This window comes from Roseateles sp., from assembly GCF_046300915.1.
In the GTDB taxonomy this organism is placed as follows: domain Bacteria; phylum Pseudomonadota; class Gammaproteobacteria; order Burkholderiales; family Burkholderiaceae_C; genus Kinneretia.
Window position 1 is genome coordinate 25,979 of record NZ_JBKCLH010000040.1, and the last position, 24,795, is coordinate 50,773.

Genomic DNA, 24,795 nt, shown 5'->3' on the forward strand with positions numbered 1-24,795 from the left:
GGGTCATGATGTTTGGAAACGCTGGGGTGAGGGGGCGGCAGCAGGCCTGCAACAGACCTTCAGGGCAGCTTCTGCAGCAGATCGGACATACCGCCGGGCACTGCCGGGCGCGCAGGCGCCGGTGAAGGCACCGCGGAAGTTGGGGCGGCCGGCGCCACGCCCAGCCACGCACCCGCACTCTGCTTGAACTGTTGAACGAAGTCCTCAACCTCCTTCAGCGAAGCGGGCTGGTCGGACTGTGTGCTCACGGCCGCAGGGAGTCCGCCCATCAGGTAGAACACCCCCAGATCAAGCGGCGCACTCTGGGGCGATTGGCTTGCATCGCTGACCGCCGGGGCAGCCAGACGCAGATGGCGTTGGTCCAGATAGGACTCCAACACCGCCTTCTGCTGACGGCGCAACTCCAGGCCATGCACCAGCCAGGACTGCCCCTGAGTCACGGCCTCCGTGATCTCGCGCTGACGTCTGTCGAGCTGACGCTGGTGTATGGCTGCATCAGCGCTCAGCGCCTGGTAGGTCTTGTCATCACCCGCGATCTGGGCTGCGCCGGCACGCAAGAGGGTGCGCTCGTGAAGATCACGCAGGGCCTGGGCCTGATCTTGCAGCAGGCGCTGGCGCAGCGTCAGCGCGCGGTTCAGCTGGCCCGAGGCATCGCTGAAAGCGCAGCGCCAGAACGCCAAGCCATACACCAGCTGTTCCAGGCCGGATTGGGCGCGAGCCCGGGCCGCAGCCTGCTCCAGGCGTGTGGTATCCAGTCGCGCGCTCAGATCGGCCACCGGGCGCGCCAGGTCCTGTTCCTTGCTGTGGATTTGCTGAGGCGTCGGGCGCAGCACCTGCTGACCGGGGTGGGGAAAGCGCTCCCCTTTGGCGAGGATTTGCGAGCGTGTCTGGTTGCAGCCGCTGCAAAACAGGCCGTTGCGATATTCCGCCAACAGGGCTTCATTGCGACGCTTCATCTCACTCAATTCGGCGCCCAAACGCCTCATCAGCTCGGTGAGTTCCTCACGACGGGCATGCAAACGCTCGACTTGCTGGGACAGCCCGTTCATCGTGGCCACAGTCCGGGCCGCCATGGCCTGGGCATGCTCCGCACGATGTTTCGCCTGCTCCCACTCCTGCGCACCGGTGGCCACGGCAGGCGCTGAGGCCAGGCCTGGCAAGAGGAGTGCAGCCAGACATTGGCGACGGCTGAAGACCGAGCGGCCCGGATGAGCACGGCAATCGCAGGAGAGCCGCTGTCGATGCAGCTGAGAACGTTCCAACATGGCCACCAGTGTGGCCGATAAGGGGCAGCGCCGTTCGGCGCCGACCTCAGTCCGGGCGCCAAAACCGCTGAGGATTCCGCAAACTACGCCATTCCCATGAGCGGCATCCTGTGATGCGCTTACAGATACTGCAGCCGCCTTGCCTGCACGTCCATCTCCACCGCCAGCCCCATGGGCAGGGCCAGATTGGGCACCTGGTGACCGCTGGGCCAGCCGGCCAGCACGGGCTTGCCCAGCTCACCCAGATAGTCGGCCAGCACCGCGTCGGCCGGCTCCTCGGCGCCGGTGAAGCCGCCCAGCACAAAGCCGGCGGCAGCGTCCAGCACGCCGGCCAGGCGCAGCTGGGCCAGCAGGCGGTCCACCCGGTAGGGCGCCTCGCCCACATCTTCCAGGAAGAGGATGGCGCCCTCGGCGCGCGGCGCCCAAGGCGTGCCCAGCAGGGCCGTGAACACCGCGAGATTGCCGCCGATCAGGCGGCCACGCGCCAGGCCCAGACGGTCCAGCGCATGAGGCGCCGCTGCGCCGGCCTGCGCCGCCTGCAGGCACTCACCGCGCCGCAGGCCGCGCCGCAGCAGCCCGAACAAGCCGCGCGCGTCGGCCTCGCTGCCGGGATCCAGCAGGTTGGAGCTGGGCATGGGCGCGTGCAGGCTGGGCAGCCCCAGATGGTCGAGCAGGCCGATCAGCGAGCTGATGTCGCTGAAGCCGACCAGCAGCTTCGGATGGTGGCACAGCAGCGTCGTGTCGATGCGGTCCAGCAGGCGCGCGCAGCCATAGCCGCCGCGCAAGCACATCACCGCGTCTACCGCGGGGTCGGCAAAGGCGGCGTGCAGATCGGCCAGGCGGCGGGCGTCATCCGCCGCCAGATAGCCCAGCGGCGACGGGCCGGCCACGCCGGGCATCAGCTTTGCCTTGAAACCATGCGCTTCGAGCAGGGCCGGCACGCGCGGCAGGGTCTCCGGCTTGGGCGGACCGGCCGGCGCGATCAGAGCGATGGTGGAGCCGAGCGGCAGCGCGGGGATCAGCATGTCGTCCATGGACTCATTCTCCGAAGCGCTGGCGCAGGATCTCGTCCACCGCCCGACCCAGGGCCGGCAGGCGCCAGGTGCTGGCGGCGCGCGGGTCGGGGGCGTAGCGGCGGCCCAGATTGCTGGTCAGCGCGATCAGGTAGTGGCGCCGCGCGCCCAGGGCGACGCCGCGCACGATGCCGGCATCGGACGCGTAGTTCTCGGTGGTGCCGGTCTTGTGGGCAAAGAGCAGGCTGCCCTGGCGCACACGCGCACGCAGATCGCCGGGGAAGGCACGTTCGCCGGCCTGGGCGCTGCCGTCCTCGGGCTTCAGCCAGCGCCCGGGCAGGCGGGCGGGCAGACCCTCCACATGGCCGGGCAGTCCGGCCAGCAGGCCGCTGGACAGGATCTCGTGCAGGGCCTGCTGCTCCAGGGTGTGCAGCACCCAGCTGCGCGAGAGTGGGCTGAGCAGGGGCGCGTGCTCCGGCCCCAGCCAGGGCGCGGGCGGCGCGGCGGGGTCGATGAGCCAGAGCAGGCGCAGGCTGTCCCAGGCCGTCATCTGGATGCGGCCCACGCCCGAGCCCGCGGCATTGCCCCAGCCGCCCTCGGGCCGGGTGCCGGCCAGGCGCAGGGTGGGCAGGCCCAGGTCCTGGAAGAGCGCATGCAGGGCATTGTGCAGCTCCTGGCCGCTGGCGGCGTCGCGCCGGATGGCGCCCAGCTGGTGCAGCAGCACGACCAGGGCCGAGGTGGCGCGGTTGCAGCTGATGGCCACCATATCGAAGGCCCAGTCGGCGACACGGCGCGTGGCGCCCTGGTCATCCAGATCCTCGGTCCAGCTGGCCCGGCCCTGGTCGATCAGGCGGGCCACGCCCACCAGCACCATGAGCTTGAGCAGGGAGGCCGGGTAAGGCGCCACAAAGCGCGGCGCGCCGCCATGCTGCGGACCGGCCAGGGGCGCGAAGTCCAGGCGCGACCAGTCGGCCCCGGGCAGCCAGGCGATGGAGTCACCCTGGGCGTTCTGCACATCGGCGCGGAAGTCGATGTTGCGCACCGGCCCGGCCTCGGGACCGATGTCGGCAACCACGCCTTCAGGGTGCTCGCGCGAGAACAGCACATTGGCCCACAAAGGGCGCCCTCCCTCGGGGAAGGCGGCCACGGCCAGGTCCAGGCTGGGAAAGGCCTCCAGCGGGGCGCCGCCGCGCAGGCCGTCGGGCGTGGCCATGAAGTCCTGGGCCAGCACGGCCTGGCGCAGAGCTTCGGCCAGGGCGGGGTCGTTCATGCGCCGAGCCTCAGCGCGCCAGCTGCAGGCCGTCCAGCGGCAGGGGGCTGGCGCGGCCGGCCATCAGATCGGCCACGATGCGCGCCGAGCCGAAGGAGAAGGTGAAGCCCAGGGCCCCATGGCCCACATTGAGCCAGAGGTTGTCCGCCACACCGCTGGCGCCCAGGATGGGCGCGCCGCTGGGCGTGGCCGGGCGCAGGCCGGCCCATTCCTCGGCCCGCTCGTAGTCGGCGGCGCGCGGGAACATGGCCAGGCAGGCGCGCTTGAGCGAGGCGATGCGCTGGGGGTCGATGCGGGCGTCGTCGCCCACCAGATCCACCATGGCGGCCACGCGCAGCTGCGCGCCGATGCGGGCATAGAGCACCTTGCGCTCGAAATCGGTCACGCTGACCTCGGGCGGCCGGTGCTCGCCGGCCACGATGGGCGCGCTCAGGCTGTAGCCCTTGAGCGGGTAGAGCGGCAGGTCCAGGCCCAGGCTCTTGCCCAGACCGCGGCTGTGCAGGCCGGCGGCCAGCACAAAGGCGTCGCCGCCGATCTCCTGCCCGTCGCGGGCGATCAGGGCTTTCACGCGGCCGCCCTCCAGGCGGAAGCTGTGGCCTTCGGCGCGCTGCACGCCGCGGAAATTGGGGTGGCTGTGCAGGCGCTCAGCCAGCTGCAGGCACAGGGCGTGGCAATCGGCCACGGCCTCGCCGGGCGTGAAGACACCGCCGGCAAAACGGCTGTCGGCCAGGGCCAGGGCCGGCTCCAGGGCCAGGCATTCGCCATGGTCCAGGATCTGCTCGGGACCGCCGGGGGCGGCGCGCAGGCGCTGGGCCAGACGGGCGAACTCCTCGGGCTTGCGGTAGATCACCAGCTTGCCGGGCGCGCGCAGGGCGATGGCGTCCAGGCCGGCGTCCTGCTGCATGCGGGCGAAGGCCTGCTGGCTGAGGGCACCCAGGGCCAGCAGCCGCTCGGTGCTGCGGCGGTTCACCGGGCCGCGGCAGGCGCGCAGAAAGGCCAGCATCCAGGCCCACTGGTGCCAGCGCAGCTCGGGCTTGAAGCGCAGCGGGCCGTCCGGGTCCAGCAGCCAGCGCAGGGCCTTGAGCGGCACGCCGGCATCGGCCAGGGGCGAAACATAGCGGTAGCTGAGCTGGCCGCCATTGGCACGGCTGGCGCCCTCGGCCAGGGCGGCCTCGCGCTCCACCAGCGTGACCTGGTGCCCTTCCTCGGCCAGGGTCCAGGCGGTGGTCAGACCGACCACCCCACCCCCGATCACCACAATCTGCTTCATCCTGTCCCTTGGGCTTGGCTTGGCCCGGCAGGGTAAGGGAGCAGCGACCCGCCGGGCCAATGAAAGCCGTGGCGGACGCTATAACCCTGGCGAATGTGGGGCGCGGGCCGCTTAACCTGGGGTGATCAGGCCAGCACCGCTGCCATGGCGGCGGCCGTGGCCTCCACATTGCGGGTGTTCAGACCGGCCACGCACATGCGGCCCGAGCGGATCAGGTAGACGCCGAACTCGTTCTTGAGACGGTCCACCTGCTCGGCCGAGAGGCCGGTGTAGCTGAACATGCCGCGCTGGGTCAGGAAGTAGCGCAGGTCACGGCCCGGCAGCTTGGCGCTGAGGGTGTCGAACAAAGCGTTGCGCATGGCCAGGATGCGCTCGCGCATTTCCTCGACCTCGCCTTCCCAGAGGGTGCGCAGCTCGGGGTCGTTCAGCACCCGGGCCACCACCTGGCCGCCGTGCATGGGCGGGTTGGAGTAGTTGCGGCGGATCATGAACTTGAGCTGGCCCAGCACATTGGCGGCCTGCTGCGCGTCGGGGCAGACCACCGACAGCGCGCCGCAGCGCTCGCCGTACAGGCTCATGTTCTTGGAAAAGCTGTTGGCCACGAAGAAGGACAGGCCGGCGTCCGCCAGGGCGCGGATGGCAAAGGCGTCCTGCTCCAGACCGTCGCCATAGCCCTGGTAGGCCAGGTCCAGGAAGGGCAGCAGCTCGCGCTCGGCCAGCACCGGGATCAGCTCATCCCACTGCAGGGGCGTGAGGTCCACGCCGGTGGGGTTGTGGCAGCAGGCGTGCAGCAGCACCACGCTGTGCTTGGGCAGACCGCGCAGGGTCTCCAGCATGTCGGCAAAGCGCAGGCCGCCGGTCTTGGGGTCGTAGTAGGGATAGGTCTTGACCTCCAGGCCCGAACCCTCGAAGACGGCGCGGTGGTTGTCCCAGGTGGGGTCGGAGACATAGATGGCGCTGCCGGGGAAGTAGCGCTTGATGAAATCGGCACCCACCTTGAGGCCGCCGCTGGAGCCCACGCTCTGGATGGTGGCCACGCGGCCGGCCTTGAGCACCGGGTGCTCGGCACCGAAGAGCAGGCCCTGCACCGCCGTGCGGAAGGCCGCCAGGCCTTCCATGGGCAGATAGGGCCGGGCACCAGCCTCGGCCACCACGGCCAGCTCGGCGCGGCGCACCGAGTCCATCATGGGAATGCGACCGTCGTCGTCGAAATAGATGCCGATCGAGAGATTGATCTTGCCCGGGCGCTCGTCCTTCTGGAAGGCTTCGTTGAGGCTCAGGATGGGGTCGCCGGCGTAGGCATCGACGTGCTGGAACATGGTGGGAACTCCAAGATGCGGATGTCGGCCGCCATTATCACCAGCCTGATGCCCGCAACATCACCAGCGGGCGCGGCCGCTGGCGATATCGGCGATCAGGCGCAGGGTCAGGCTCATCTTGCTGACGAAGGAATCGAGCTGCACATACTCGGCATTGGTGGTGTGGGCGCCAAAGCCGCGCAGGCCCATGCCCTCGATCACCGGGGCCTGGGTGTTGAGGGCGGCAAAGGCGGCATCGGTGCCCCCGCCGGTGGGTACATCACGCACGACCAGGGGCGTGCCCTGCTCCTTGGCCAGGCTCTCGGCATGGGCGGCCAGGCGCCGGGCGGCGTCCGTGGCCTGCAGGGGCGGACGGCGGCGCTCGAAGTTCAGGCTGACTTCCGACTCGGGCAGCAGCCTGTTCTTGATGCGCTCGCGCAGCGCGGCCTCGATGCCGTCAAAGTCCGCCACGCGTTCCACGCGGATATCGGCCGAGGCCTCGGCGGCCGGAGGGATCATATTGCGCACGATGCCGGCACGGGCCAGGGTCCAGTGCACCTGACGGCCCACCGAGCGGTCGGACAGATCCCGCGCATTGAGCAGCTGGTGCGAGAGCTCGTACAGGGCATTGACGCCACGCTCCGGCGAGGCACCGGCATGCGAGGCCCGGCCCTTGACCAGCAGATTGGCCGCGGCAATGCCGCTGGTGGCCAGGCGCAGCTGGTCCGGGCCGTCGGGCGCGCCGCCGCCCTCGAAGGACAGCACCACATCATGGGCCCGGCCCTCACGCGTGAGGGTGGCACGCGAGCCCGGGGAGCTGATCTCCTCGTCCGAGTTGATCAGCACCGTCAGCTGGCCCCAGTCCTGATGCACGCCCAGTTGCTTGAGCAGACCCACCACATGCAGCAGCATGGCCACGCCCTGCTTGTCGTCGGCAATGCCCAGGCCGTAGGCCTTGCTGCCTTCCACACGGAAGGGCTGCTGCGCCAGCATGCCGCGCGGATACACCGTGTCCATATGGGCGATCAGCAGGATCTTGCGGCTGCCCTTGCCCTTGAACGTGGCCTTGACCATGGGGCCTATGCGCTCGGGCGTGTCAAACATCTTGTAGATCTCGGCCTCGCTGGGCTCGATCAGCTCCACCTGACCGCCCGCGGCGCGCAGTCGCTCGGCCACCAGGGCGGCGATGCGCTCCAGCCCCTCGCGGTCACTGCTGCCGGATTCGATCTCGACCAGGGACTTCAGCGTCTGCACAAAGGCCGCCTGCTCCTTGGCCACCAGGGCCTGCACCGCCTCGGGGGCCAGACGGCTCTGGGCCCAGCCCAACTGGGGCAGGCCGATGAGGCCGCCGCTGAGGGCCAGGGCGACCAGGCCCTGCTGCAGCAGGGATCGGCGGGCATGGCGAGGTGAGGGCTGATGAGTATTCATGCTGTGCGGGCGATTGATGAGCGGCTCTTGATACTAGCCAAGGCCCAGCCAGACGCAAGGCAGCGAGTTCGCGGCCAATACGCCCCTCGCCCTTCCCCCTAGCCCCGGCGGCCCCGGGCCCACTAGCGATAGCGCTGCAGGATGCGCTGCCAGCTGCCATCCTCGCGCATGACGCGAAAGACACGCTCGAGTTCGCCCTGTCGGTGTTGCCATGCGGAACGCCGCGAGAACACCACATGGGCTTGCTGAGCCGCCATGCGCAAGGGCTGCTTGGCCAGCTCCAGTTGCAGCTCCTTCTGCAGCAAATCGCCCTGCAGCTCCGGGATGACAACCACATCCAGGCGTCCGCGCGCCACCATCTCAAAGGCGGCGCGGTAGTTGCTGAGCTCGTGACGCTGCAGCCGCCCATCGCCGTCGAAGTCCGGGCCATAGCGCTTGCCACGGTGGACGGCAATGCGCCTGCCCAGCAAATCATCGGGCGTCTTGATCGCGGGGGCCAGCGGCCGGGTGTAGAAGGCGATCTCGACCGGAGGCAGCGGCGCCTGGGTGTAGATCATGAAGTGCTCCCGCTCCGGTGAGCGGAAGGGCCCCACCATCAGATCGGCCTCGCCGCGCTCCATCATGCGCAGGGCGCGGGCCGAAGGCGTATCTTCATAGCGCAAAGGCCAGGACAAACGGGCCGCCGCTTCATTGAGCAGGTCGTAGTAAAGCCCCGTGGCGCCCGCGGGGCTGAAAACCCGGTAGGGCGGGTCAGCGCTTCCCACCACCAGCGCGGCAGCAGGTTGAGCCTGGGCGTCCGGGGAAAGCAGCCCCGGGGCCAGCATGAGCAGTGTGCGACGGCGCATGACCGACCTAGCTTACGCCGTATGGGCCCGCAAGCGCTTGTAAACTCTTACAGGGTCAGGGCTTTCCTCCCCTGGGCCGCGCAAGACCGCAAGCGCGTACTCAGGCCAACCAGTGCACCCACCGCCCATGCGGATGCGACCAGGCCAAGGCCTGGGTGCGCAAACCCGAGGCATGCGCGGTCTGCAGGGTCCACAAGCTGGCCGAGCCCGGCTGATTGCCAGCCGGCAGGGCCCGGGGCGGTGGGCAGTCTGGCGGAGCGAGCGAGGGCGCCTCCGCACTCAGCCAGGCCAGACCGCGCCCGCGCACCAGATCGGCCACACGGGCACGGTGGGCTTGCAGTGCGTCAGCCTCGAAGTAGGCCAGCACCCAGGTATTGAGCAGCACCGGCTGCACGCCGGCGGGCAATTCGTCCAGCCATTGCTCCAAGAGCGCCAGCCCCTCGCTTGATGGCTGCACCTGCAGATCGCCGTGCCGGCGCGCCAGGCCCAAGGCCAGTTCCAGCCGCTGTGCGCGCTCTTGGTCGCTGGGCCAAAGGCAGGCGCGCAACCAGCGCAGGGCCTCGGCATCCAGCACATCCACGGGCGCCAGATCGCAGCCCAGGCGGGCCACCAGCCGCCAGGCCGCAGCGCTGGGCAAGGCCGCCGAGCCCTGCCAGCGGCAGGCCAGGCGTGGCGTGTCTGGCGCCTCGGGCGCGCCACGCTGGCCCATGGGGCCGTAGTCGTAGCGGTAGCGGTCCACGGCCAGGTTGAGCCCGGCGCTGCTGCCGAAGTCGAACAGGGCCAGCTCGCTGCAGCCTGTCTGTTGCGACACATACGACAAAGCGGGCCAGAGCACGGCGCAGCGGCCGATCTCGTTGGTCTGCGTGGAGCGTTTGCGCAGGTGCTGGATCAGACTGGCCCGCTCCCGCCGCACCAAGTCCAGCAACAGACCGGGCAACTCGGCATCGGGCGCACGCTTGCCGCCGCGGCTGGGGAAGTAAGCCGCCAGGGGGTGGACCACGCCGGCCAGCAAGCGCTCATGCAGCGCCGCCAGCAAGAGATTGGGCCGGCGCTGGGTCTCGGGCGCCTCGGCCATCAGGGCCAGCATCTCGGGACTATCGGACAGGGCCAGGCAGACCGCCACATAGAGCGGGTCTTCCTGGCACTCGTGCGCGGCAAAGTGGCGGTATTGGGCGGCCCAGACAGGCATCAGGGTGGCAATGTCCATGGGCCACAAGCCTAGCCCCACTGCCACGCCGCAACTGTCGGGCACCCGACAATGCATGCATGGATGATCCCGTGGATACCGCCCTGGACGCGGTGCTAGCCGCCAACTTTCCCGGCCTGCACCTGGCCCCAGCCCTGCAGGGGCGCCTGCGCCCCCTGCTGCGTCTGCAGCGCCTGACGCGCGGCCGCACGCTCTTCGCCCAGGACCAGGGCTGCAACGCCTTCTACGCCGTGGTGTCCGGTGAGATCGAAGCCCGGCTCACCGGCGAGGACGGCCAGGTCTCGGTGCTGGAGCATGTGCAGGCGCCGCGCCTCTTTGGCCTGGCCGCTTTTGCCACGGGGCGACCGGCCGGCTACGAAGCCCTGGCACGGCGGCCAAGCCGCCTGCTGGTGATCGGCCCGGCGGCTTACACCCTGCTCATGGACGAGCAGCCGAGTTTTGCCCGCGCCCTGCTGCGCGAGTTCGCCCTGCGCTTTGACGGCAATCTGCGTCTGCTAGAGGCGGCGCGCCACCGCAGCGCCGCTCAGCGCTTCGCCCTGGCCCTGACCCAGCTGACACGCGAGCGGGGACTCGCCGCCGACGCCGAGGGCTGGCAGGCCGTGGCCGCGACCCAGGCCGAGCTGGCCGCCCTGGCGCATCTCTCGCGACAGACGGTGAACCAGCTGCTGGGCGAGGCCGTGGCGCGGGGCGAGCTGCGCCGCGGCTATGGCCGGCTGTGGGTGAAACCCCGCTGAACCCCGGGGCGGCCGGCGCTCAGGCCTTGGCCAAGGCCCCGATCTTGCTCTGGTCACGCGCCAGCTCCTCCCGCTGCGTGATGCGCCGGAACCAGACGGTCACGACGGAGCTGGTCAGCACGATGAAGAGCGAGTACAGCACCGGGATCAGCAAGACCTGCTGCTGCTGCGTGCCGCTGAAGGTGAGCAGCACGATCAGCACACCCAGGGGGCCGTTCTGAATGCCGGTTTCCAGCGCGATGGTGCGGGCCCGGCGCTTGTCCTGGCGCACCAGGCGTGCAAAGGCATAGCCGACCGCGAAGCCGAACACCCCCAGGCCGATGGCGCCGAAGTACACCTGCCAAGGCGTGGTGGCCAGCAACATGTGGTTGCGCGGTACCCAGCTGACGATGAGGAACAGGATCACCACGATGCCCAGCGCGCCGCCAATCAGCTCGATCACGGCGCCCACATTCGCATTGAGCTTGCGCAGCAGCATGCCGATCAAGGTGGGCACGAGCAGCACGAAGAGCACGCGAGCCACGTTCTCCGGCGGGATCTGCCATTCGCCCTCGATGCCCTGGCTGAAGAAGCCCAGGGTCAGCGGCACCAGGACCACGGCAAACAGGGTCGAGACGATGGTCATCAGCAGGGACAGGCTGAGCACACCCTTGCTGAAGTAGTTGAAGATATTGCTGGTCGTCCCGCCCGGCAGACAGGCCATCAGGATCAAGCCGATGGCGTAGGCCGGCGGCAGCTCCAGCAGCTTGGCCAGGGTGACACCCACCAGCGGTGTCAGCACATAGGTCGTCACCAGGCCGATGCCCACGCCCACCGGCTTGCGCAGGGCGATGACGAAGTCCTTGAAGGTCAGGCTTGCGCCCATGCCCAGCATGATGACCATCATCATCACGCTCAGCAGCTGTGTCTCGAAATCACTGAGCATCGCTTCAGCCCTTCTTGATGGTTGCCAGAACTTCGGCACGCAGATCCTTGCGCAGGATCTTGCCGATCGGGGTCTTGGGAAGTTCGTCGCGGAACTCCACATGGACCGGCATCTTGTAGCCGGTGAGCTGCTGGCGGCAGTGGGCCAGCACGGCCTCGGCGGTCAGCGCGGCATCGCCCTTGACGATGTAGGCGCGCACCGCCTCGCCCGTCTTGGCATCGGGCACGCCGATCACCGCGGCCTCCATCACCCCGGGGTGCTGGGTGAGCACATCCTCGATCTCGTTGGGGTAGACGTTGAAGCCGCTCACCAGAATCATGTCCTTCTTGCGGTCCACGATCTTGAAGGTGCCGTCCTCGCTCATCACCGCCACATCGCCGGTGTAGAGCCAGCCGTCCTTGAGCACCTGGGCGGTTTCCTCGGGGCGCTGCCAGTAGCCCTGCATGACCTGGGGGCCGCGCAGGATCAGCTCGCCGGGCGCCCCCAAGGGAACGTCCTGGCCGACATCGTCCACCAGGCGGATCTCGGTCATGGGCACCGGAATGCCGATGGTGTCCACCCGGCGGCCGCTGTTGAGCGGCTGGAAGCAGGCCACCGGGCTGCTCTCGGTCAGGCCATAGCCCTCCACCAGCGGGGCGCCGGTGCTCTCTTCCCAATGCTTGACCACGGCGTGGTGCATGGCGGCGCCGCCGCCGCCGGCCGCCTTGATGTGCTTGGGCGGGAAGGCGGTGAACCATTCCTCGCGCAGCAAGGCGTTGTAGAGGGTGTTGACGCCGGTGAGCCAGGTGATGCGGTAGTTCTCCAGCGCGCGCTGCAGGTTCTGGATGGGCCGCGGGCTGGGCACCAGGATGTTGCGGGCCCCCATGCGGTACATGGTCAGGAAGTTCACCGTGAAGGCGAAGATGTGATAGAGCGGCAGCGCGGTCAGCACCACCTCCTTGCCCTCATCGATATGGCTGCGCGTCATGCCCAGCATCTGCTCCACATTCCAGAGCAGATTGCCGTGGGTCAGCATGGCGCCCTTGGCCACGCCAGTGGTGCCACCGGTGTACTGCAGCAGGGCCAGGCTCTGTTGGCCCAGGCCTTGCACATAGGCGTCCAGGTCGCCGGCCTGCGCCCGGCCCTGGGCCAGGGCCTCGGGCAGACGCGTGACCGTCATGCCGTGCGCCGGCACCAAACGGTTCCAGTACTTCATGACCCCGTAGACGATGGGCTTCACCACCGGCGGGAAGAACTCGGGCACCCGTGTCATCAGCACATGGCGGATGCCGGTCTGGGCCAGGATGGACTCCAGCTTGTCGGCAAACATGTCCACGATGACGATGGCCTTGGCACCACTGTCCTTGAACTGGTGCGCCATCTCCTGCGAGGTGTAGAGCGGGTTGGTGTTCACCGCCACGCAACCCGCCTTCAGAATGCCCAGCAGGGCCACCGGATAGCTCAGGCAGTTGGGCATCTGCACCGCCACGCGGTCGCCCTGCTCCAGCTTGCACACGCCGCGCAGGTAATGCGCCAGGGCGTCGCTCATCTCATCCACCTGGGCGTAGCTCAGGGAGCCGTACATGCCGTTGGGCATGACGCAGGTGAAGGCGGCTTGCGTGCCGTAACGCCGAGCGGCCTCACGGGCCATGGCCGGCAGATGGGGCACCGTGGGAGCAGCCAGGCTGGCCGGGATGCTGCTGCCGTAATGCTGCAGCCAGGGTTTACGAGCGTAAGGGGAGGCGGAATCGGTCATGGATCGAAGGCGCGGCCCAGGCGTTGAGGCAGTGCGCACCGGCTGGACCGGCCGGCGCGGCCGCATCCAAACCGGACGCAGCGGCGCGAAGATTAGCGAATGAAGCCCGCCTGTCCAGCAGGCTTCTACCAATCCAGTCCCGGGCGTAGGTGCATTGGGCCGCGGACGGCCACTGTGCTGCCCTGCTGACTAGGCAGGGCGCTTCGGCGGCACTACGATGCATGCACCATGCCCTGGCCCATGACCCGTCGCGCTCTGCTGACCCTGCCCTGGCTGGCTCTGGGCACCGGGCATACCCATGCCGAGCGTACTGTCCTCGTCACGGGGCATCCGGGCTTCGCGCCCTTCAGCTTTCAGCAGGGCGAGCAGGTGGACGGCATCCTGCCCGAGGTCGCTCGTCGCCTGTTACGGTCGCTGTCACTGCAGCCTCAGCTCCGCGCGCTTGGCCCCTGGGCACGCGTGCAGCAGGCGGCCCGACAGGGGCAGGTGGATCTCTTGGCCGGCCTCTATGACAGCCCCGAACGCCGGGAATACCTGGACTTTCTCAACCCCGCAGTCATGGGCAATGATGTGGTCGTGGTGGTGCGCCGCGGCCGGGCCTTTCCCTACCGGCGCTGGGAAGACCTGGTGGGCCGCCGATTGGGCCGCGTCCACGGCGACCGCTACAACGAGGAATTCGAGCGCTTTCTGGAGCAGCGGCGGGATCAAATCGAGGTGGATGCCGCCCTGAATCCCGAGCTCAACTTCCGCAAGCTGCTGCTAGGGCGGATCGATGCCATCGTTTACAGCCGCTGGGTAAGCGAGCGCCTGAGCCGCCAGCTTGGCCTGCATCAGGAGCTGGAGTTCCTGCCCATTCCCGTATTCACCGGCCAGCTGCATCTGGCCATTGCACGCAGCAGCGGGTCCTTGCTGGAGCTGAAGCCCAGGCTGGAAACCCAGCTCCAGGAACTGCTGCGCGACGGCCAACTCCTGCCTCAGCTGATCCGCCACTACACCGCAACCCCCTGAGGTTTGCGCGCTTCACGCCGCCAGCGCCGCCTCGATGTCCGCGCGCAGCTTGTCCGGCGCCTCGTTGGGTGCGTAGCGCTTGAGCACCCGGCCGTCGCGGCCCAGCAGGAACTTGCTGAAGTTCCACTTGATGGCCTCGGTGCCCAGAAAGCCCGGCTTCTCGCTCTTGAGCCACTGCCACAGGGGGTGGGCCTCGGCGCCATTGACGCGGATCTTGGACATCATCGGAAAGCTGACCCCGTAGTTCATCTCGCAGAAGGAGGCGATCTCCTCATTGCTGCCAGGGTCCTGGCCGCCGAACTCGTTGCTGGGGAAACCCAGCACCACCAGGCCGCGGGCCGCATAGTCCTCCCAGAGCTGCTCCAGGCCCTTGAACTGGGGCGTGAAGCCGCAGGCGCTGGCGGTGTTGACGATCAGCAGCACCTTGCCGCGGTACTGGGCCAGGTCCGCGGCCTCGCCGCGTATGGTCTGGGCCTGGAAGTCATAGACGGTCTGGGACATATGCTTTTCCTTGCCCCCGGGACGGGGGCCTTGTGCGGGATGCTAGCGCTGACGCTCCAGCGCAGCCAGCACGGCCGCGCCCAGGATGGCCAGACCGCCGATGGCGGTCTTGGTGTCCAGCACGCCGCCGCCCAGCCACAGCGCCGACAGCGCGGCCGCCGGCACCTCCACCAGCATCACGATGGCCGTGATGTTCGCCGGCAGGCGGCTGGCCCCGTACTGCAGGGCCAGGTTCGACAAAAAGAACACCAGGGCCATCAGCAGCAGGGGCAGAGCCCAGAGCCAGCCCGGCAGACTGGGGGCGGCCATCAGGCCGCTACCCGTCATCAAGGCGGCCACGGCGCCGGCCACCAACACCCCGCCGCCAAACATGGCCAGGGCGCGGGCTTGCGGACTGCGGGCCGCCTCGCGGCGCAGCATCACATTGTTGAGCGCGAAGCACAGGCCGCCCAGCAGACCCAGCCAGTCAGCGGCGCTGGCAGGCAGGGGAAAGCCTCCCTGCTCGGGCCACAGCACGGCGGCGGCACCGCCCAGGGCCAGGGCGATGCGAGCCAGGGTGGTGGGCCGCAGGGGCTCCTTGAGCAGCAGCCGGGCCAGCAGCACCGCCCACAAGGGCATCAGGTAGAAGAGCAGCACCACCCGCAGCACATCGCCCATGGAGACCGCCCAGTTGAAGGCGGCATTGGTGCTGCCGGCGGCCACAAGGATCAGCCAGAGGCTGGGGTGGCGAAAGAACTCCGCCCAGGCCCGACGCCCGGCACTCAGGCTGATGACCAGCAGGGACAGGGCGTAGAGCAGCACCGTGGTCCACAAGGGATGCAGGCCGGCCTCCTGAAACTGCCGGAAAGGCCACCAGGACAGGCCCCAGACCAGGGCATTGAAGACAAGGGCGAAATAGGGAAGCAGGGCAGGCATGGGCGATATGACGCCCAGCTGACATGAGGGCGGGAAACGGGAGGGTTGGCTGGCTGCAACAACCCCCTGAAATGCGCTGGCAAAGCCGCTGCGGACCGGCCAACAATGCCCAGGGTTTATAGCATGGCGAAACGCATGGCCCTGGCCTTCCAATTCGGCTGCGGTGCCCGCGTCCCGCCCTCACCGTTCGAGCCATCTAGGGAGAGCTTCTTTTGGATCATCTGGCCTGCTTCACACCGGCAGACTTGCCCTCGACGAACCCCGCCGCCCTGCTGGACGGCTACCGCTGGCACCTGCTGGCTCAGGGGGATTCCTGGTTCTCGACGGCCGCCGCCCGGCTCGGGGCACATGCCAATCTGCTGCAGGAACTTGTTTTCAAGCAGCGCGCCATGGCCATCAACTGCGCCGGTCAGGGCGAGGCCCTGTCCCATATGGTGGACCTGGAGTCGGCCCCCGATTTCGTGCGGCTGCTCACCGGCCAGGACGCCCCGGTCTGGGACGGCCTGCTGCTGTCCGTGGGGGGCAATGACCTGATCGAGGCGGCCCGCACACCGGCCCACACGCCGGGGCAAGACCCGACCCCGACCGGTCTGATCCCCCTGCATCTGCGCCTGCTGCGCCACCAGACCGAGTGGGGCGCCCCCTCGCAAGGCGTGGCCCGCTACTTCTCGGAGCCAGGCTGGCAGACCTATGCCGACTATCTGCGCACCAATATCCGCCATCTGCTGAGCCTGCGCGACCAGGGCCCCTCGGCGGGCAAGCCGGTGTTCATGCACTGCTACGCCGTGCCCATGCCGCGCCCGGCCGCCAGCGAGGGCAGCGGCCCCTGGCTCTACCCCACGCTCAAGGCCTACAACGTGCCCAGCGCCGATTGGGCGGCCGTGAGCCGGCTCATGGTCATGCACCTGGCCCAGTTGCTCAAGAGCCTGGCCGCCGACCAGGAGAACTTCCCCGGCCTGCATGTGTTCGACAGCACGGCCGTGCCCCTGGCCCTGGCCGCCCCGGGCAGTACCGGCATCAGCGGCGACTGGCACAACGAGATCCATCTCAACCACAGCGGCAGCTTCAAGATCTCCCGGGCCTGGTCCGAGCATATCGAGCGCGTGCTCAGCGGCGAGCCGGCCGTGCCGGTGCCCGCTCCCAAGCTGCGCGGCCGCGGCCGCTGAAACAGCCCGCGCCAAAACGGGGCCCCGACGGGGCCTCGTCGTCCGGGTCAGTGATGGTCGCTGCGGGCAATGCTCAGCAAGCGCTCCAGCTCCGCCGGATGCTGCTGGCAGTTGCGTTGATGCCAGCCGCGGATCAGCCACATGGTGCTGGCCACGACCAGACCGAAGATGGTGATGGCGCCGAAGGCGGACATGCCGAACTTGGTCAGGCCGGTGTAGAGCGCGCCCAGGCCCAGGATGCAGGCCTGCTCATTGAAGTTCTGCACCGCAATCGAGCGGCCAGCGCCCATCAAATTGTGGCCGCGGTGCTGCAACAGGGCGTTCATGGGCACGACCAAGAAGCCGCCGATGGCACCCAGGATGATCAGGAAAGGCGCCGCCACCCAGACATTGCTGATGAAGTTCATCAGGATCACCAACAGGCCCATGGCAATGCCCAGGGGAATCACGCGGGTGGCCTGGTCCAGGCGCATCCAGACCGAGGCGACCACGGCACCCACGGCCGTGCCAATGGCCACCACCCCCACCAGGCTGGATGCCTGGGTGGTGCCATAGCCCAGGGCCGCGGCCGCCCAGGCCAGCACGATGTAGCGCAGATTGCCGGACACGCCCCAGAACAGGGTGGTGGTGGACAGCGAGATCTGGCCCAGCTTGTCCTGCCACAGGCGCGAGTTGCACTGGGCGAAGTCGCGCACCAGGCACAGGGGACTGCCCGAGAGGGGCTGCAGGGCGGCCGAGGTGCGCGGAATGCGCAGATTGAAGAGGGCCGCCACCACATACAGACTCACCAGGGCCGCAATGGCGGCCTCGGGTGCGCTGTCGATGCCGGTATTGATCATGGGCAGATCAAGACCCAGCAGCATGGCCGAGACCTTGTCGCCCACCAGCTGGCCGCCCAGCAGCACGCCCAGGATGATGGAGGCAATGGTCAGGCCCTCGATCCAGCCATTGGCCTTGACCAGCTGGGACGGGGGCAGCAACTCGGTGAGGATGCCGTACTTGGCCGGCGAGTAGGCCGCCGCGCCCAGGCCCACGATGGCGTAGGCCAGCAGGGGGTGGCTGCCGAAGAGCATCATCAGGCAGCCGATGACCTTGATGCTGTTCGAATAGAACATCACCTTGCCCTTGGGTACCGCATCGGCAAAAGCGCCCACAAAGGGCGCCAGCAGCACATAGAACAGGGCGAACATGGGCACCAGGGCGGCGCGCTGCCACTCGGGCTCGCCCGAGGTGCGCAGCAGTTCCACGGCGGCGACGAACAGCGCGTTATCAGCCAGCGAGCTGAAGAACTGCGCTGACATGATGGTGTAGAAACCTTTTTTCATCGGCCCTGGGTGAGAAGGTCTGGTGCTTGCGATCAAGGCTGGCCTGGCACCCGGAAGGAGCTTCCACAAGTGGGCACGAGCGCGGCTTTATAGCATGCAGGCCTTGCAATCCCTAGGTCGGCGCGCGGGCCGGCCCGTGGCGGCGGGGTGACACAATGTGGGGCATGCCGCGCCCCATAGAAGCCATCATCCACGCCCCCGCCCTCGCCCACAACCTGGCCCGCGCCCGGGCCTGCGCACCGGACGCCAAGGTCTGGGCCGTGGTCAAGGCCAATGCCTACGGCCACGGTATTGCTGCCGCCTATGAAGGTCTGCGGGGCGCCGACGGTTTCGCCCTGCTGGACTTTGCCGAGGCCGAGCAGCTGCGCCAGCTGGGCTGGCGCGGCCCCATCCTGCTGCTGGAAGGCGCTTTCGAGGCCCGCGATCTGGAACTGTGCTCGCGCCTGCGCCTGTGGCATGCGGTGCATTGCCAGGAACAGATCGACTGGCTGGCCATGCACAAGACCCATGAGCCGCACCGCGTCTTCCTCAAGATGAACAGCGGCATGAACCGCCTGGGTTTCACGCCCTCGGCCTTCCGCGCCGCCTGGACCCGGCTCAACGCCCTGCCCCAGGTGGACGAGATCTCGCTGATGACGCATTTCTCCGATGCCGACGCCCTGCGCTTCGGCCAGGACGGCATTGCCCACCAGCTGGCGGCCTTCGAGGCCGTCACCCACGACCTGCCTGGCGAGCGCTCGCTCTCCAACCGCGCCGCCACCCTGCGCCACACCCCGCGCGTGCGCAGCGACTGGGTGCGCGCCGGCATCATGAGCTATGGCGGCGTGCCGGACTACCCGGAGCACGACGCCGCCCACTGGGACCTGCGCCCGGCCATGACCCTGCGCTCGCGCATCATCGGCGTGCAAAACCTGCAGCCCGGCGACACCGTGGGCTATGGCAGCAGCTTCACCGCCGACAAGCCCATGCGCATCGGCATCGTGGCCTGCGGCTATGCCGACGGCTACCCCCGTCACTGCCCCACCGGCACCCCGGTGCTGGTGGACGGCCGGCGCAGCCGCACGGTGGGTCGTGTCTCCATGGACATGCTGACCGTGGACCTGAGCGATCTGCCCCAGGCCGGCTTCGGCAGCGAGGTCACGCTCTGGGGCCAGGGCCCCAAGGGCAGCGTGCTGCACATCGACGAGGTGGCCCGTGCCGGCGGCACCATAGGCTATGAGCTGATGTGTGCCATCACCCGCCGCGTGCCCATGCATCTGCAAGCCCTGGGCTGAGCCCGCTCGGCCCCATGCTGCTGCACTGGACGCCGGCGGACTGGGAACTGGAGATCAGCGCCATACGCGCCAGCGGTCCCGGCGGCCAGAACGTCAACAAGGTCTCGAACGCGGTGCATCTGCGCTTTGACATCCGACGCTCCAGCCTGCCGGCCGCGATCAAGGAACGCCTGCTGGCCCTGGCCGACCAGCGCATCAGCAGCGAGGGCGTGGTGGTGATCAAGGCCCAGGACTCGCGCAGCCTGGAGGCCAACCGCCAGGAGGCCATCGCCCGGCTTCAGGCCCTGGTGCAGAGCGTGGCCCACATCCCCAAGGCGCGGCGCGCCACCAAGCCCAGCTGGGGCTCGCAGCAGCGCCGTCTGGCGGGCAAGACATTGCGCGGCGAAGTCAAGGCGGGACGGGGAAAGCTCAGGGTCTGAGGCGCCGGTCCCCGCTTAATATGCGGGCACCGCTCCTTCAGGCTGACCCATGCGCCCCACGCTTCTGGCTCGCATCCCGCGCGATCGCCTCATCACCCTGTCGACCTTTGTCCTCAGCGCCTTGCTGAGCCTGGTCGCTCTGGGCTCCCTGAATCAGCAGTTCGCCCAGCGCCAGCTGCGCCTGCAAGGCGAGGCCTTGCTGCACGAGTTCCAGGCCTCGCTGCGTCAGGCTGGCCAGGAGCTCCTGGCCCTTGACCCCGCCGAGGCTCGCGCCTGCGAGGGGGGCATCAGCCTGTCCCTGGCCCGACGCACCTTCGGCAATGCTGGCGTGCGCTGGATGGCCATCGCACGCGAGGGTGAGCTGCTGTGCCGCAGCCATGTGGTGGGTGTCCCCTGGAGCAGCGGCAAGCGCGTGCACAAGGTCGACGCCCAGTGGTCCCTGATCGCGCTGGAACCCGGCGAGGGGCGTTACGGGCTGTTCCTGAGCCGCGAGCAGCAGGGTCTGCAATACCTGGCGGCGCTGGAGCCTCCCAATCTCGATGCGGTGGGCGAGGCCGGCTGTGCCCAGTGCCGCCGCTTCAGCCTCAAGATCCAGGGCACGCCGCCCCTGCAGTTGCAGGGTGGCGGGCTGCGCGGCACCAGCAGCCTGAGCCATGAAATCCAGGGACAGGAGGGCGAGCTGGGCATGGTACTCACCCTGCAGGCGGACGCACGCTTTGCCGAGCACTACCGGCTGCAGGGCTGGCTGGCCAGTCTGCTGATTGCCTTGGTGCTGGCCTCTACCCTGGCCCTGGGCATGCACAAGCTGCTCAAGTCACGCAGCTCCCTGGACTTTCTGCTGCGCGAGGGCCTGCGGCGCAATGCCTTCGTGCCCTTCTACCAAGCTATCGTGGACTCCCGCAACGGCAGGATCCTGGGGGCCGAGGCCCTGATCCGTTGGCGGCGCGCCGACGGCAGCTTTGTGCCGCCGGGCCAGTTCATCCCCTACGCCGAGGACAGCGGCCTGATCCTGCCCATCACCGAGCAGCTGACTCGCCAGATCATCAAGGACATTGCGCGCTTTGGCTGGTCGGGCAGCGAGCAGTTCGTCAGCATCAATCTGGTGCCCGAGCAGCTGAACACGCCCAGCTACGGCCAGACTCTGTCCCAGCTGATCACGGAGCAAGGCCTGCACAGCCACAATGTGTCGGTGGAGATCACCGAGCGGCGGCAGTTCCACGATCTGGTCAAGGGCCGGCAGATGCTCAGCCTGCTGGTGCAGGCGGGCATCGAGATCAAGCTCGACGATGCCGGCACCGGCTTTGGCGGCTTTTCCTATGTGCAGGAACTGCCCATAGGCACGCTCAAGATCGACAAGATGTTCGTGGACACCCTGCGCAGCGGCTCCGACGCCAAGCGGCCCGTGCTGGACGCCATCGTGCAGTTCGCCCGCCAATCGGGCCTGCAGACCATTGCCGAGGGCGTGGAAACCGAAGACCAGGTACAGAAGCTGGCCGCCATGGGGGTCTACGCCATCCAGGGCTATGTCTACAGCCGCCCGCTCAGCGCCGAGGACTTCATGCGCTGGATGGCTGGCCGTTGATCAGCGCTGGCGCTGAGCCATCCAGAGGCTGCCCAGGCACAGCGCCATGCCCAGCACCGACAGGGCGCTGGGCCGCCAGCCCTCCAGGGCCGCCGAGATGCCCAAGGCAATCACGGGAATGATCACCCCCGTCAGCGCCGCGCGTGCAGGCCCCTGACGCTGGGCCAGCTTGAAATACAGCACAAAGGCCACCACCGAGCCGAAGACCGAGAGGTAGAGCAGGCTCAGGCCATAGGACCAGGTCCAGCTGAACTGCAGGCCACCCGGGCCCATCAAGGCTAGGCCGCCCATGAAGAGCGCACCATAGCCCATGCTCCAGGCCAGCACCGGCACCAGGGGCAGACCACGCCGGGTGAGCGTGAGCGTGAGCACATTGCCGATGCAGGCGGCCAGCACCGCGGCCAGGCCCAGACCCAGGCCCAGCGCCGCCGTGGGCCTGGCGCCGGTGGCCGCGATCTCGGGCCAGAAAATCAGCACCACCCCGCTCACCCCGCCGGCCGCCGCGAGCAAGAAGCCGCGACTGACCCGCTGCCCGAAGAACACGCGGCCGGACAGGGCATTGCCGAACACCATCAGGCAGAACAGCACCGCCACCAGACCGGAGGGGATGTGGCGCTCGGCCTCGTAGACCGACCAGTAGTTGCCGCTGTACTGCACCACGCCGGTCAAGAGGGCCAGGGCATGGGCCGAACGCGGCAGACGCAAGGACTGACCCTGGCGCCAGGCCAGGGCCGCCAGCAGCACAGCCGCCAGGGCAAAGCGCCATGCCACCGAGCTGAGCACCGGCACGCCGGACTCCAGCTGGTAAAGGATCACATGCCAGGTGCTGGCCCAGATGAGTGCGGGAACCCAGAACAGCCAGCGGTCGGAAAGATGGGACATGAGCAAAGAGAGCGGGGCAAGAAAAAGGCCGCCCAGCGGCGGCCTGCCTGGGAAGGCGGGAAGTCAGAGCGCGCGCTTGAAGCTGGCGAGCAGGGCGCCTGCCGCGATGAAGAGCGAACCAAAGGTCTTGTTCATCAGCCTGAGATGCGACTCGGAGCGCAGTGCCGAGAGCACCCGCGCGGCCAGCGCGGTGTAGCCGGCCATCACCACCAGGTCGGTGAACATCAGGGTGGCACCGATCACTGCGTACTGCGGGGCAAGAGGCGCTTGCAGATCCAGAAACTGCGGCACCACGGCCAGCAGAAAGACCGTGCCCTTGGGGTTGACCGCATTGATGCCCCAGCCACGCAGCACCAGCTGGCGCCGCGTGACCCGGCTGGCCCCGCCCTCACCTGCCTCGGCCACCAGGGGGCGGGCCGGGGCCCGCCACTGCTGCACACCCAGATAGATCAGATAGGCCACGCCGGCCCACTTGACGATGGCAAAGCCCAGCGATGAGGCTGCGATCAGGGCGCCCAGGCCCGCACCCACCAGCACGATCTGGGTCAGGATGCCCAGCACCAGGCCGAAGGTCATGAAGTAGCCGCGCTTAAAGCCGTGATTCAGGCCCGCACTCATGGCGGCGATGGCGCCGGCCCCGGGCGAGAGACTGATGGCCCAGGCGGCAGCAAAGAAGGCGAGCCAAACCGAGAATTCCATGCGGTCACCTGTGTGTGAGGGTGGGTTCTTGTAGATTGCCTCACGTTGTAGCACGCGGACCGGGTCGTCGCGGCCGCAGGGGCTTGCGCCACGGTGCGTTCTGCGCCCGCACTCATCTGGCGGGCTCGTCACGCCCGAGATAGGCGCGGATGGCCGTGATACGGCCCTGGACGTCGAAGCTCAGCTGGTCCATCACGAAGAGCTCCTGCGTCTCGTCCACCCAGATGCGCAGCTCGCCGGCCACGCCGGACTCGCCCTCGTAGAGCCGCAAGACCTCAATGCGCAGGCTGCACACCGCCTCGAAATTGGCCCGCGTCTCGGCCAGGGCCGCCGCCTTGCCGCGCACGCAGATCTTCCAGTCGCGCAGCAGGACGTCCTCGGCGAACAGCGGCGCCAAGGCCGCCAGGTCGCGACGCTCATAGGCATGCAGGTAGGCGAGAAAGCACGCGCGCAGGTCCATGGAGCAATCCAGAGAGTCAGGCTGACAGGGGCCGCGCAGCTTAACCAGACCTCTTGCCGAGTTCTGGCAGGAGGATCGCCGGGCTAGCACGGTCCGGAGCGCTGAGCGAGCTCGCGCCGGGCATCCCGGGATCGTCACGCTGGCTATCCTGGGTGCCGGTGGCCCGAGGCGCGAAGTGCCGCACTCAGCTTGAGGAGATAGTCCTTCGCCAGCCTTGTCTCACCGCGCTTGAGCCACTTGATGCAGTCCACGAGCTCCCAGACCAGTCCCTCGTCACCGTACTCATAGGCCTGGAAGTCCTCGTGCCGAACGGGCGGTCCAGCGATCTCCAGCGTTCGCGCGAGTTGCTGCGGATCCCAGACCACCAGGTAAGGGCGCTTGAGCAGCAAGGGGCCCCCGAGCTCAAACACATGGAGCTCCACACTGCTGAAATCCAGATAGACCCATTTGCTGAAGCGGCCGTGCTCGCCATGCTGGCCATCGAATCGATCCAGCACCGGCTCAGCCGCCGTCAGGATGTGCCGGGCCTGAGCCATCAGGGTCGATGCGGCGCCGGGCGAGGCCCATGCGATCAAGTCCAGATCGGAAAGGCGATTGCCGCGCCCCGCGGCGTAGGAGCCCACCAGCACCAGCGCTTGCATGCCGTAGGGCCCCTGGGCCAGCTCCCGGAGCCGATGCAGGCGGCGAAGATGAGAGCTCGGCGCCCCCTGGTTTGCGATCCGCTGAAGCAGTTCCGCGCCGACACTGCCCTCGGCGCCCGGCCAATCTCTCTCATCCATGCGTCCTCCCTGCTTGTTGTCACCAGAGCATAGAGGACGGGGGCGAAGCTACAGTGAATGGCCGCCACGGAACCCCGCTCTGCCCATGCCCCCCACCGCCGCCAACCGCGCCCGCAGCCGCGCCAGCCAATCTCGGAACTCGCCGCATCAGCGCGAGCGCGCCTTCGTGCACGACACGCGCCAGCGCCTGCAGCGCGAGCGCTGGCTGCGCCTGCATGTGCTGATGATCGCCCTGCTGACCCTGGGCGGCCTGATGGCGGCCGGCGGCCTCTTGCGGGTGCTGGGCGTGGAATCGCTGGCCTGGCGCTATGCGATCGCCCTGCCCATCAGCTATCTGCTCTACCTCGGGCTGCTGCGCCTGTGGGCTGGCCATCTGCTGGGCCGCGAGTCGGGCGTCTGGGATCAGGGGCCGGATGTGCTGGACGCCATCGACCTGCTGCCCACGCCGCGCGGTGGTGGCGGCACGGGCGGCAGCGTGCCCATACGCCCAGGCGGGGGCGGCGACTTCGGCGGGGGCGGCGCCAGCGCCAGCTTCGAGGTGGACGAGGTGCTGGACGCCGGCACCGGCCTGGGCGAGGCGGCGGGCGAGATCGCCGGCCAGACCGCCAAGCTGGGTGCCGCGGCCCTGGATTCGGATGAGGGCGCGGTGGTGGCCGTGCCTCTGCTGGTGGTGCTGGCCATCGGCGCGCTCCTGATGACCCTCCTGGGCCTGGGCGTGTTCGCGCTCTTTGGTGTGGACGTGCTGATGGCCGTGGTGCTGGAGCAGGCGCAGGGCGTGGGGCAGGGAGTCAGCCT

At 68.6% G+C, this 24,795-nt stretch carries 24 protein-coding genes; 7 read left to right on the forward strand and 17 right to left on the reverse strand.

Features of this window, described 5'->3' with window-relative positions:
* Positions 1 to 59 precede the first annotated feature (59 nt).
* The 8 genes from ACK5F2_RS02810 to ACK5F2_RS02845 all read right to left on the reverse strand — a co-directional run bounded on the left by ACK5F2_RS02810 (position 60) and on the right by ACK5F2_RS02845 (position 9,596).
* Positions 60 to 1,049: a hypothetical protein gene (locus ACK5F2_RS02810; protein WP_409862608.1), complete on the reverse strand. Its 990-nt coding sequence runs from the start codon at positions 1,047 to 1,049 to the stop codon at positions 60 to 62.
* Positions 1,050 to 1,384: 335 nt separating this feature from the next.
* Positions 1,385 to 2,299, reverse strand: coding sequence for an LD-carboxypeptidase (locus tag ACK5F2_RS02815; RefSeq protein ID WP_409862610.1), 915 nt, complete (start codon positions 2,297 to 2,299; stop codon positions 1,385 to 1,387).
* Positions 2,300 to 2,303: 4 nt separating this feature from the next.
* Complete coding sequence (locus ACK5F2_RS02820) at positions 2,304 to 3,548, reverse strand: hypothetical protein (RefSeq protein ID WP_409862612.1); 1,245 nt, start codon at positions 3,546 to 3,548, stop codon at positions 2,304 to 2,306.
* Between the two features lie 10 nt (positions 3,549 to 3,558).
* Complete coding sequence (locus ACK5F2_RS02825) at positions 3,559 to 4,818, reverse strand: D-amino acid dehydrogenase (protein WP_409862613.1); 1,260 nt, start codon at positions 4,816 to 4,818, stop codon at positions 3,559 to 3,561.
* 125 nt (positions 4,819 to 4,943) lie between these two features.
* On the reverse strand, positions 4,944 to 6,137 hold the full coding sequence (locus ACK5F2_RS02830) for an aromatic amino acid transaminase (protein ID WP_409862615.1): 1,194 nt from the start codon (positions 6,135 to 6,137) through the stop codon (positions 4,944 to 4,946).
* A gap of 60 nt (positions 6,138 to 6,197) precedes the next feature.
* Complete coding sequence (locus tag ACK5F2_RS02835; protein ID WP_409862616.1) at positions 6,198 to 7,544, reverse strand: glutamate carboxypeptidase; 1,347 nt, start codon at positions 7,542 to 7,544, stop codon at positions 6,198 to 6,200.
* 122 nt (positions 7,545 to 7,666) lie between these two features.
* Positions 7,667 to 8,389, reverse strand: coding sequence for a substrate-binding periplasmic protein (locus tag ACK5F2_RS02840; RefSeq protein WP_409862617.1), 723 nt, complete (start codon positions 8,387 to 8,389; stop codon positions 7,667 to 7,669).
* Positions 8,390 to 8,489: 100 nt separating this feature from the next.
* Positions 8,490 to 9,596 carry a DUF2332 domain-containing protein gene (locus ACK5F2_RS02845; RefSeq protein WP_409862619.1) on the reverse strand — a complete coding sequence of 369 codons (1,107 nt, stop codon included), beginning with the start codon at positions 9,594 to 9,596 and terminating at the stop codon, positions 8,490 to 8,492.
* A gap of 59 nt (positions 9,597 to 9,655) precedes the next feature.
* On the opposite strand from ACK5F2_RS02845, the gene ACK5F2_RS02850 reads away from it, so the two are divergent.
* A complete protein-coding gene (locus tag ACK5F2_RS02850) occupies positions 9,656 to 10,330 on the forward strand; it encodes a Crp/Fnr family transcriptional regulator (protein ID WP_409862621.1) in 675 nt (224 codons plus the stop codon).
* 19 nt (positions 10,331 to 10,349) lie between these two features.
* Here ACK5F2_RS02850 and ACK5F2_RS02855 read toward each other — a convergent pair whose 3' ends face one another.
* Both ACK5F2_RS02855 and ACK5F2_RS02860 read right to left on the reverse strand, forming a co-directional pair.
* Positions 10,350 to 11,255, reverse strand: a complete 906-nt coding sequence (locus tag ACK5F2_RS02855) for a bile acid:sodium symporter family protein (protein WP_409862623.1) — start codon at positions 11,253 to 11,255, stop codon at positions 10,350 to 10,352.
* A 4-nt stretch (positions 11,256 to 11,259) separates the two neighbouring features.
* On the reverse strand, positions 11,260 to 12,990 hold the full coding sequence (locus ACK5F2_RS02860; RefSeq protein WP_409862624.1) for an AMP-binding protein: 1,731 nt from the start codon (positions 12,988 to 12,990) through the stop codon (positions 11,260 to 11,262).
* Between the two features lie 240 nt (positions 12,991 to 13,230).
* Between ACK5F2_RS02860 and ACK5F2_RS02865 the strand changes: the two genes are divergently transcribed.
* Entirely contained in the window at positions 13,231 to 13,998 is a 768-nt protein-coding gene (locus ACK5F2_RS02865) for a substrate-binding periplasmic protein (protein WP_409862625.1), read from the forward strand.
* Between the two features lie 12 nt (positions 13,999 to 14,010).
* Here ACK5F2_RS02865 and ACK5F2_RS02870 read toward each other — a convergent pair whose 3' ends face one another.
* Entirely contained in the window at positions 14,011 to 14,499 is a 489-nt protein-coding gene (locus ACK5F2_RS02870) for a glutathione peroxidase (RefSeq protein WP_409862627.1), read from the reverse strand.
* A 42-nt stretch (positions 14,500 to 14,541) separates the two neighbouring features.
* On the reverse strand, positions 14,542 to 15,414 hold the full coding sequence (locus ACK5F2_RS02875; protein WP_409862629.1) for a DMT family transporter: 873 nt from the start codon (positions 15,412 to 15,414) through the stop codon (positions 14,542 to 14,544).
* Between the two features lie 212 nt (positions 15,415 to 15,626).
* On the opposite strand from ACK5F2_RS02875, the gene ACK5F2_RS02880 reads away from it, so the two are divergent.
* Entirely contained in the window at positions 15,627 to 16,580 is a 954-nt protein-coding gene (locus tag ACK5F2_RS02880) for a hypothetical protein (protein WP_409862630.1), read from the forward strand.
* Between the two features lie 47 nt (positions 16,581 to 16,627).
* Here the strand turns inward: ACK5F2_RS02880 and lplT are convergent, their stop codons facing one another.
* Positions 16,628 to 17,905, reverse strand: a complete 1,278-nt coding sequence (lplT, locus tag ACK5F2_RS02885) for a lysophospholipid transporter LplT (RefSeq protein WP_409862632.1) — start codon at positions 17,903 to 17,905, stop codon at positions 16,628 to 16,630.
* A 164-nt stretch (positions 17,906 to 18,069) separates the two neighbouring features.
* Between lplT and alr the strand changes: the two genes are divergently transcribed.
* Genes alr through ACK5F2_RS02900 form a run of 3 tightly spaced genes read left to right on the forward strand, consistent with a single transcriptional unit; the run spans position 18,070 to position 21,180 of the window.
* A complete protein-coding gene (alr, locus tag ACK5F2_RS02890; RefSeq protein ID WP_409862633.1) occupies positions 18,070 to 19,179 on the forward strand; it encodes an alanine racemase in 1,110 nt (369 codons plus the stop codon).
* A gap of 14 nt (positions 19,180 to 19,193) precedes the next feature.
* Positions 19,194 to 19,598: an alternative ribosome rescue aminoacyl-tRNA hydrolase ArfB gene (gene arfB / locus ACK5F2_RS02895; protein ID WP_409862634.1), complete on the forward strand. Its 405-nt coding sequence runs from the start codon at positions 19,194 to 19,196 to the stop codon at positions 19,596 to 19,598.
* 49 nt (positions 19,599 to 19,647) lie between these two features.
* Positions 19,648 to 21,180: an EAL domain-containing protein gene (locus tag ACK5F2_RS02900; RefSeq protein ID WP_409862636.1), complete on the forward strand. Its 1,533-nt coding sequence runs from the start codon at positions 19,648 to 19,650 to the stop codon at positions 21,178 to 21,180.
* Here the strand turns inward: ACK5F2_RS02900 and ACK5F2_RS02905 are convergent, their stop codons facing one another.
* From ACK5F2_RS02905 to ACK5F2_RS02920, 4 genes are all read right to left on the reverse strand, one after another.
* Positions 21,181 to 22,062, reverse strand: a complete 882-nt coding sequence (locus ACK5F2_RS02905; RefSeq protein WP_409862637.1) for a DMT family transporter — start codon at positions 22,060 to 22,062, stop codon at positions 21,181 to 21,183.
* A gap of 63 nt (positions 22,063 to 22,125) precedes the next feature.
* Positions 22,126 to 22,761, reverse strand: coding sequence for a LysE family transporter (locus ACK5F2_RS02910; RefSeq protein WP_409862639.1), 636 nt, complete (start codon positions 22,759 to 22,761; stop codon positions 22,126 to 22,128).
* Between the two features lie 112 nt (positions 22,762 to 22,873).
* Entirely contained in the window at positions 22,874 to 23,221 is a 348-nt protein-coding gene (locus ACK5F2_RS02915; protein WP_409862641.1) for a nuclear transport factor 2 family protein, read from the reverse strand.
* A gap of 143 nt (positions 23,222 to 23,364) precedes the next feature.
* On the reverse strand, positions 23,365 to 23,862 hold the full coding sequence (locus ACK5F2_RS02920; protein WP_409862642.1) for a hypothetical protein: 498 nt from the start codon (positions 23,860 to 23,862) through the stop codon (positions 23,365 to 23,367).
* Between the two features lie 223 nt (positions 23,863 to 24,085).
* Between ACK5F2_RS02920 and ACK5F2_RS02925 the strand changes: the two genes are divergently transcribed.
* Positions 24,086 to 24,795: hypothetical protein (locus tag ACK5F2_RS02925; RefSeq protein WP_409862643.1), on the forward strand; the 710-nt coding region annotated here is incomplete at its 3' end.

What these genes read in the sequence shown, in the direction of transcription:
- ACK5F2_RS02825 (WP_409862613.1), bottom strand. Translation starts at nt 4,818, where the DNA reads ATGAAGCAGATTGTGGTGATCGGGGGTGGGGTGGTCGGTCTGACCACC.
- ACK5F2_RS02920 (WP_409862642.1), bottom strand. Translation starts at nt 23,862, where the DNA reads ATGCAAGCGCTGGTGCTGGTGGGCTCCTACGCCGCGGGGCGCGGCAAT.
- ACK5F2_RS02860 (WP_409862624.1), bottom strand. Translation starts at nt 12,990, where the DNA reads ATGACCGATTCCGCCTCCCCTTACGCTCGTAAACCCTGGCTGCAGCAT.
- ACK5F2_RS02905 (WP_409862637.1), bottom strand. Translation starts at nt 22,062, where the DNA reads ATGTCCCATCTTTCCGACCGCTGGCTGTTCTGGGTTCCCGCACTCATC.
- ACK5F2_RS02900 (WP_409862636.1), top strand. Translation starts at nt 19,648, where the DNA reads ATGCGCCCCACGCTTCTGGCTCGCATCCCGCGCGATCGCCTCATCACC.
- ACK5F2_RS02915 (WP_409862641.1), bottom strand. Translation starts at nt 23,221, where the DNA reads ATGGACCTGCGCGCGTGCTTTCTCGCCTACCTGCATGCCTATGAGCGT.
- lplT (WP_409862632.1), bottom strand. Translation starts at nt 17,905, where the DNA reads ATGAAAAAAGGTTTCTACACCATCATGTCAGCGCAGTTCTTCAGCTCG.
- alr (WP_409862633.1), top strand. Translation starts at nt 18,070, where the DNA reads ATGCCGCGCCCCATAGAAGCCATCATCCACGCCCCCGCCCTCGCCCAC.
- ACK5F2_RS02875 (WP_409862629.1), bottom strand. Translation starts at nt 15,414, where the DNA reads ATGCCTGCCCTGCTTCCCTATTTCGCCCTTGTCTTCAATGCCCTGGTC.
- ACK5F2_RS02845 (WP_409862619.1), bottom strand. Translation starts at nt 9,596, where the DNA reads ATGGACATTGCCACCCTGATGCCTGTCTGGGCCGCCCAATACCGCCAC.
- ACK5F2_RS02850 (WP_409862621.1), top strand. Translation starts at nt 9,656, where the DNA reads ATGGATGATCCCGTGGATACCGCCCTGGACGCGGTGCTAGCCGCCAAC.
- ACK5F2_RS02810 (WP_409862608.1), bottom strand. Translation starts at nt 1,049, where the DNA reads ATGAACGGGCTGTCCCAGCAAGTCGAGCGTTTGCATGCCCGTCGTGAG.
- ACK5F2_RS02865 (WP_409862625.1), top strand. Translation starts at nt 13,231, where the DNA reads ATGACCCGTCGCGCTCTGCTGACCCTGCCCTGGCTGGCTCTGGGCACC.
- ACK5F2_RS02870 (WP_409862627.1), bottom strand. Translation starts at nt 14,499, where the DNA reads ATGTCCCAGACCGTCTATGACTTCCAGGCCCAGACCATACGCGGCGAG.
- ACK5F2_RS02840 (WP_409862617.1), bottom strand. Translation starts at nt 8,389, where the DNA reads ATGCGCCGTCGCACACTGCTCATGCTGGCCCCGGGGCTGCTTTCCCCG.
- ACK5F2_RS02910 (WP_409862639.1), bottom strand. Translation starts at nt 22,761, where the DNA reads ATGGAATTCTCGGTTTGGCTCGCCTTCTTTGCTGCCGCCTGGGCCATC.
- ACK5F2_RS02855 (WP_409862623.1), bottom strand. Translation starts at nt 11,255, where the DNA reads ATGCTCAGTGATTTCGAGACACAGCTGCTGAGCGTGATGATGATGGTC.
- ACK5F2_RS02835 (WP_409862616.1), bottom strand. Translation starts at nt 7,544, where the DNA reads ATGAATACTCATCAGCCCTCACCTCGCCATGCCCGCCGATCCCTGCTG.
- ACK5F2_RS02815 (WP_409862610.1), bottom strand. Translation starts at nt 2,299, where the DNA reads ATGGACGACATGCTGATCCCCGCGCTGCCGCTCGGCTCCACCATCGCT.
- ACK5F2_RS02830 (WP_409862615.1), bottom strand. Translation starts at nt 6,137, where the DNA reads ATGTTCCAGCACGTCGATGCCTACGCCGGCGACCCCATCCTGAGCCTC.
- arfB (WP_409862634.1), top strand. Translation starts at nt 19,194, where the DNA reads ATGCTGCTGCACTGGACGCCGGCGGACTGGGAACTGGAGATCAGCGCC.
- ACK5F2_RS02820 (WP_409862612.1), bottom strand. Translation starts at nt 3,548, where the DNA reads ATGAACGACCCCGCCCTGGCCGAAGCTCTGCGCCAGGCCGTGCTGGCC.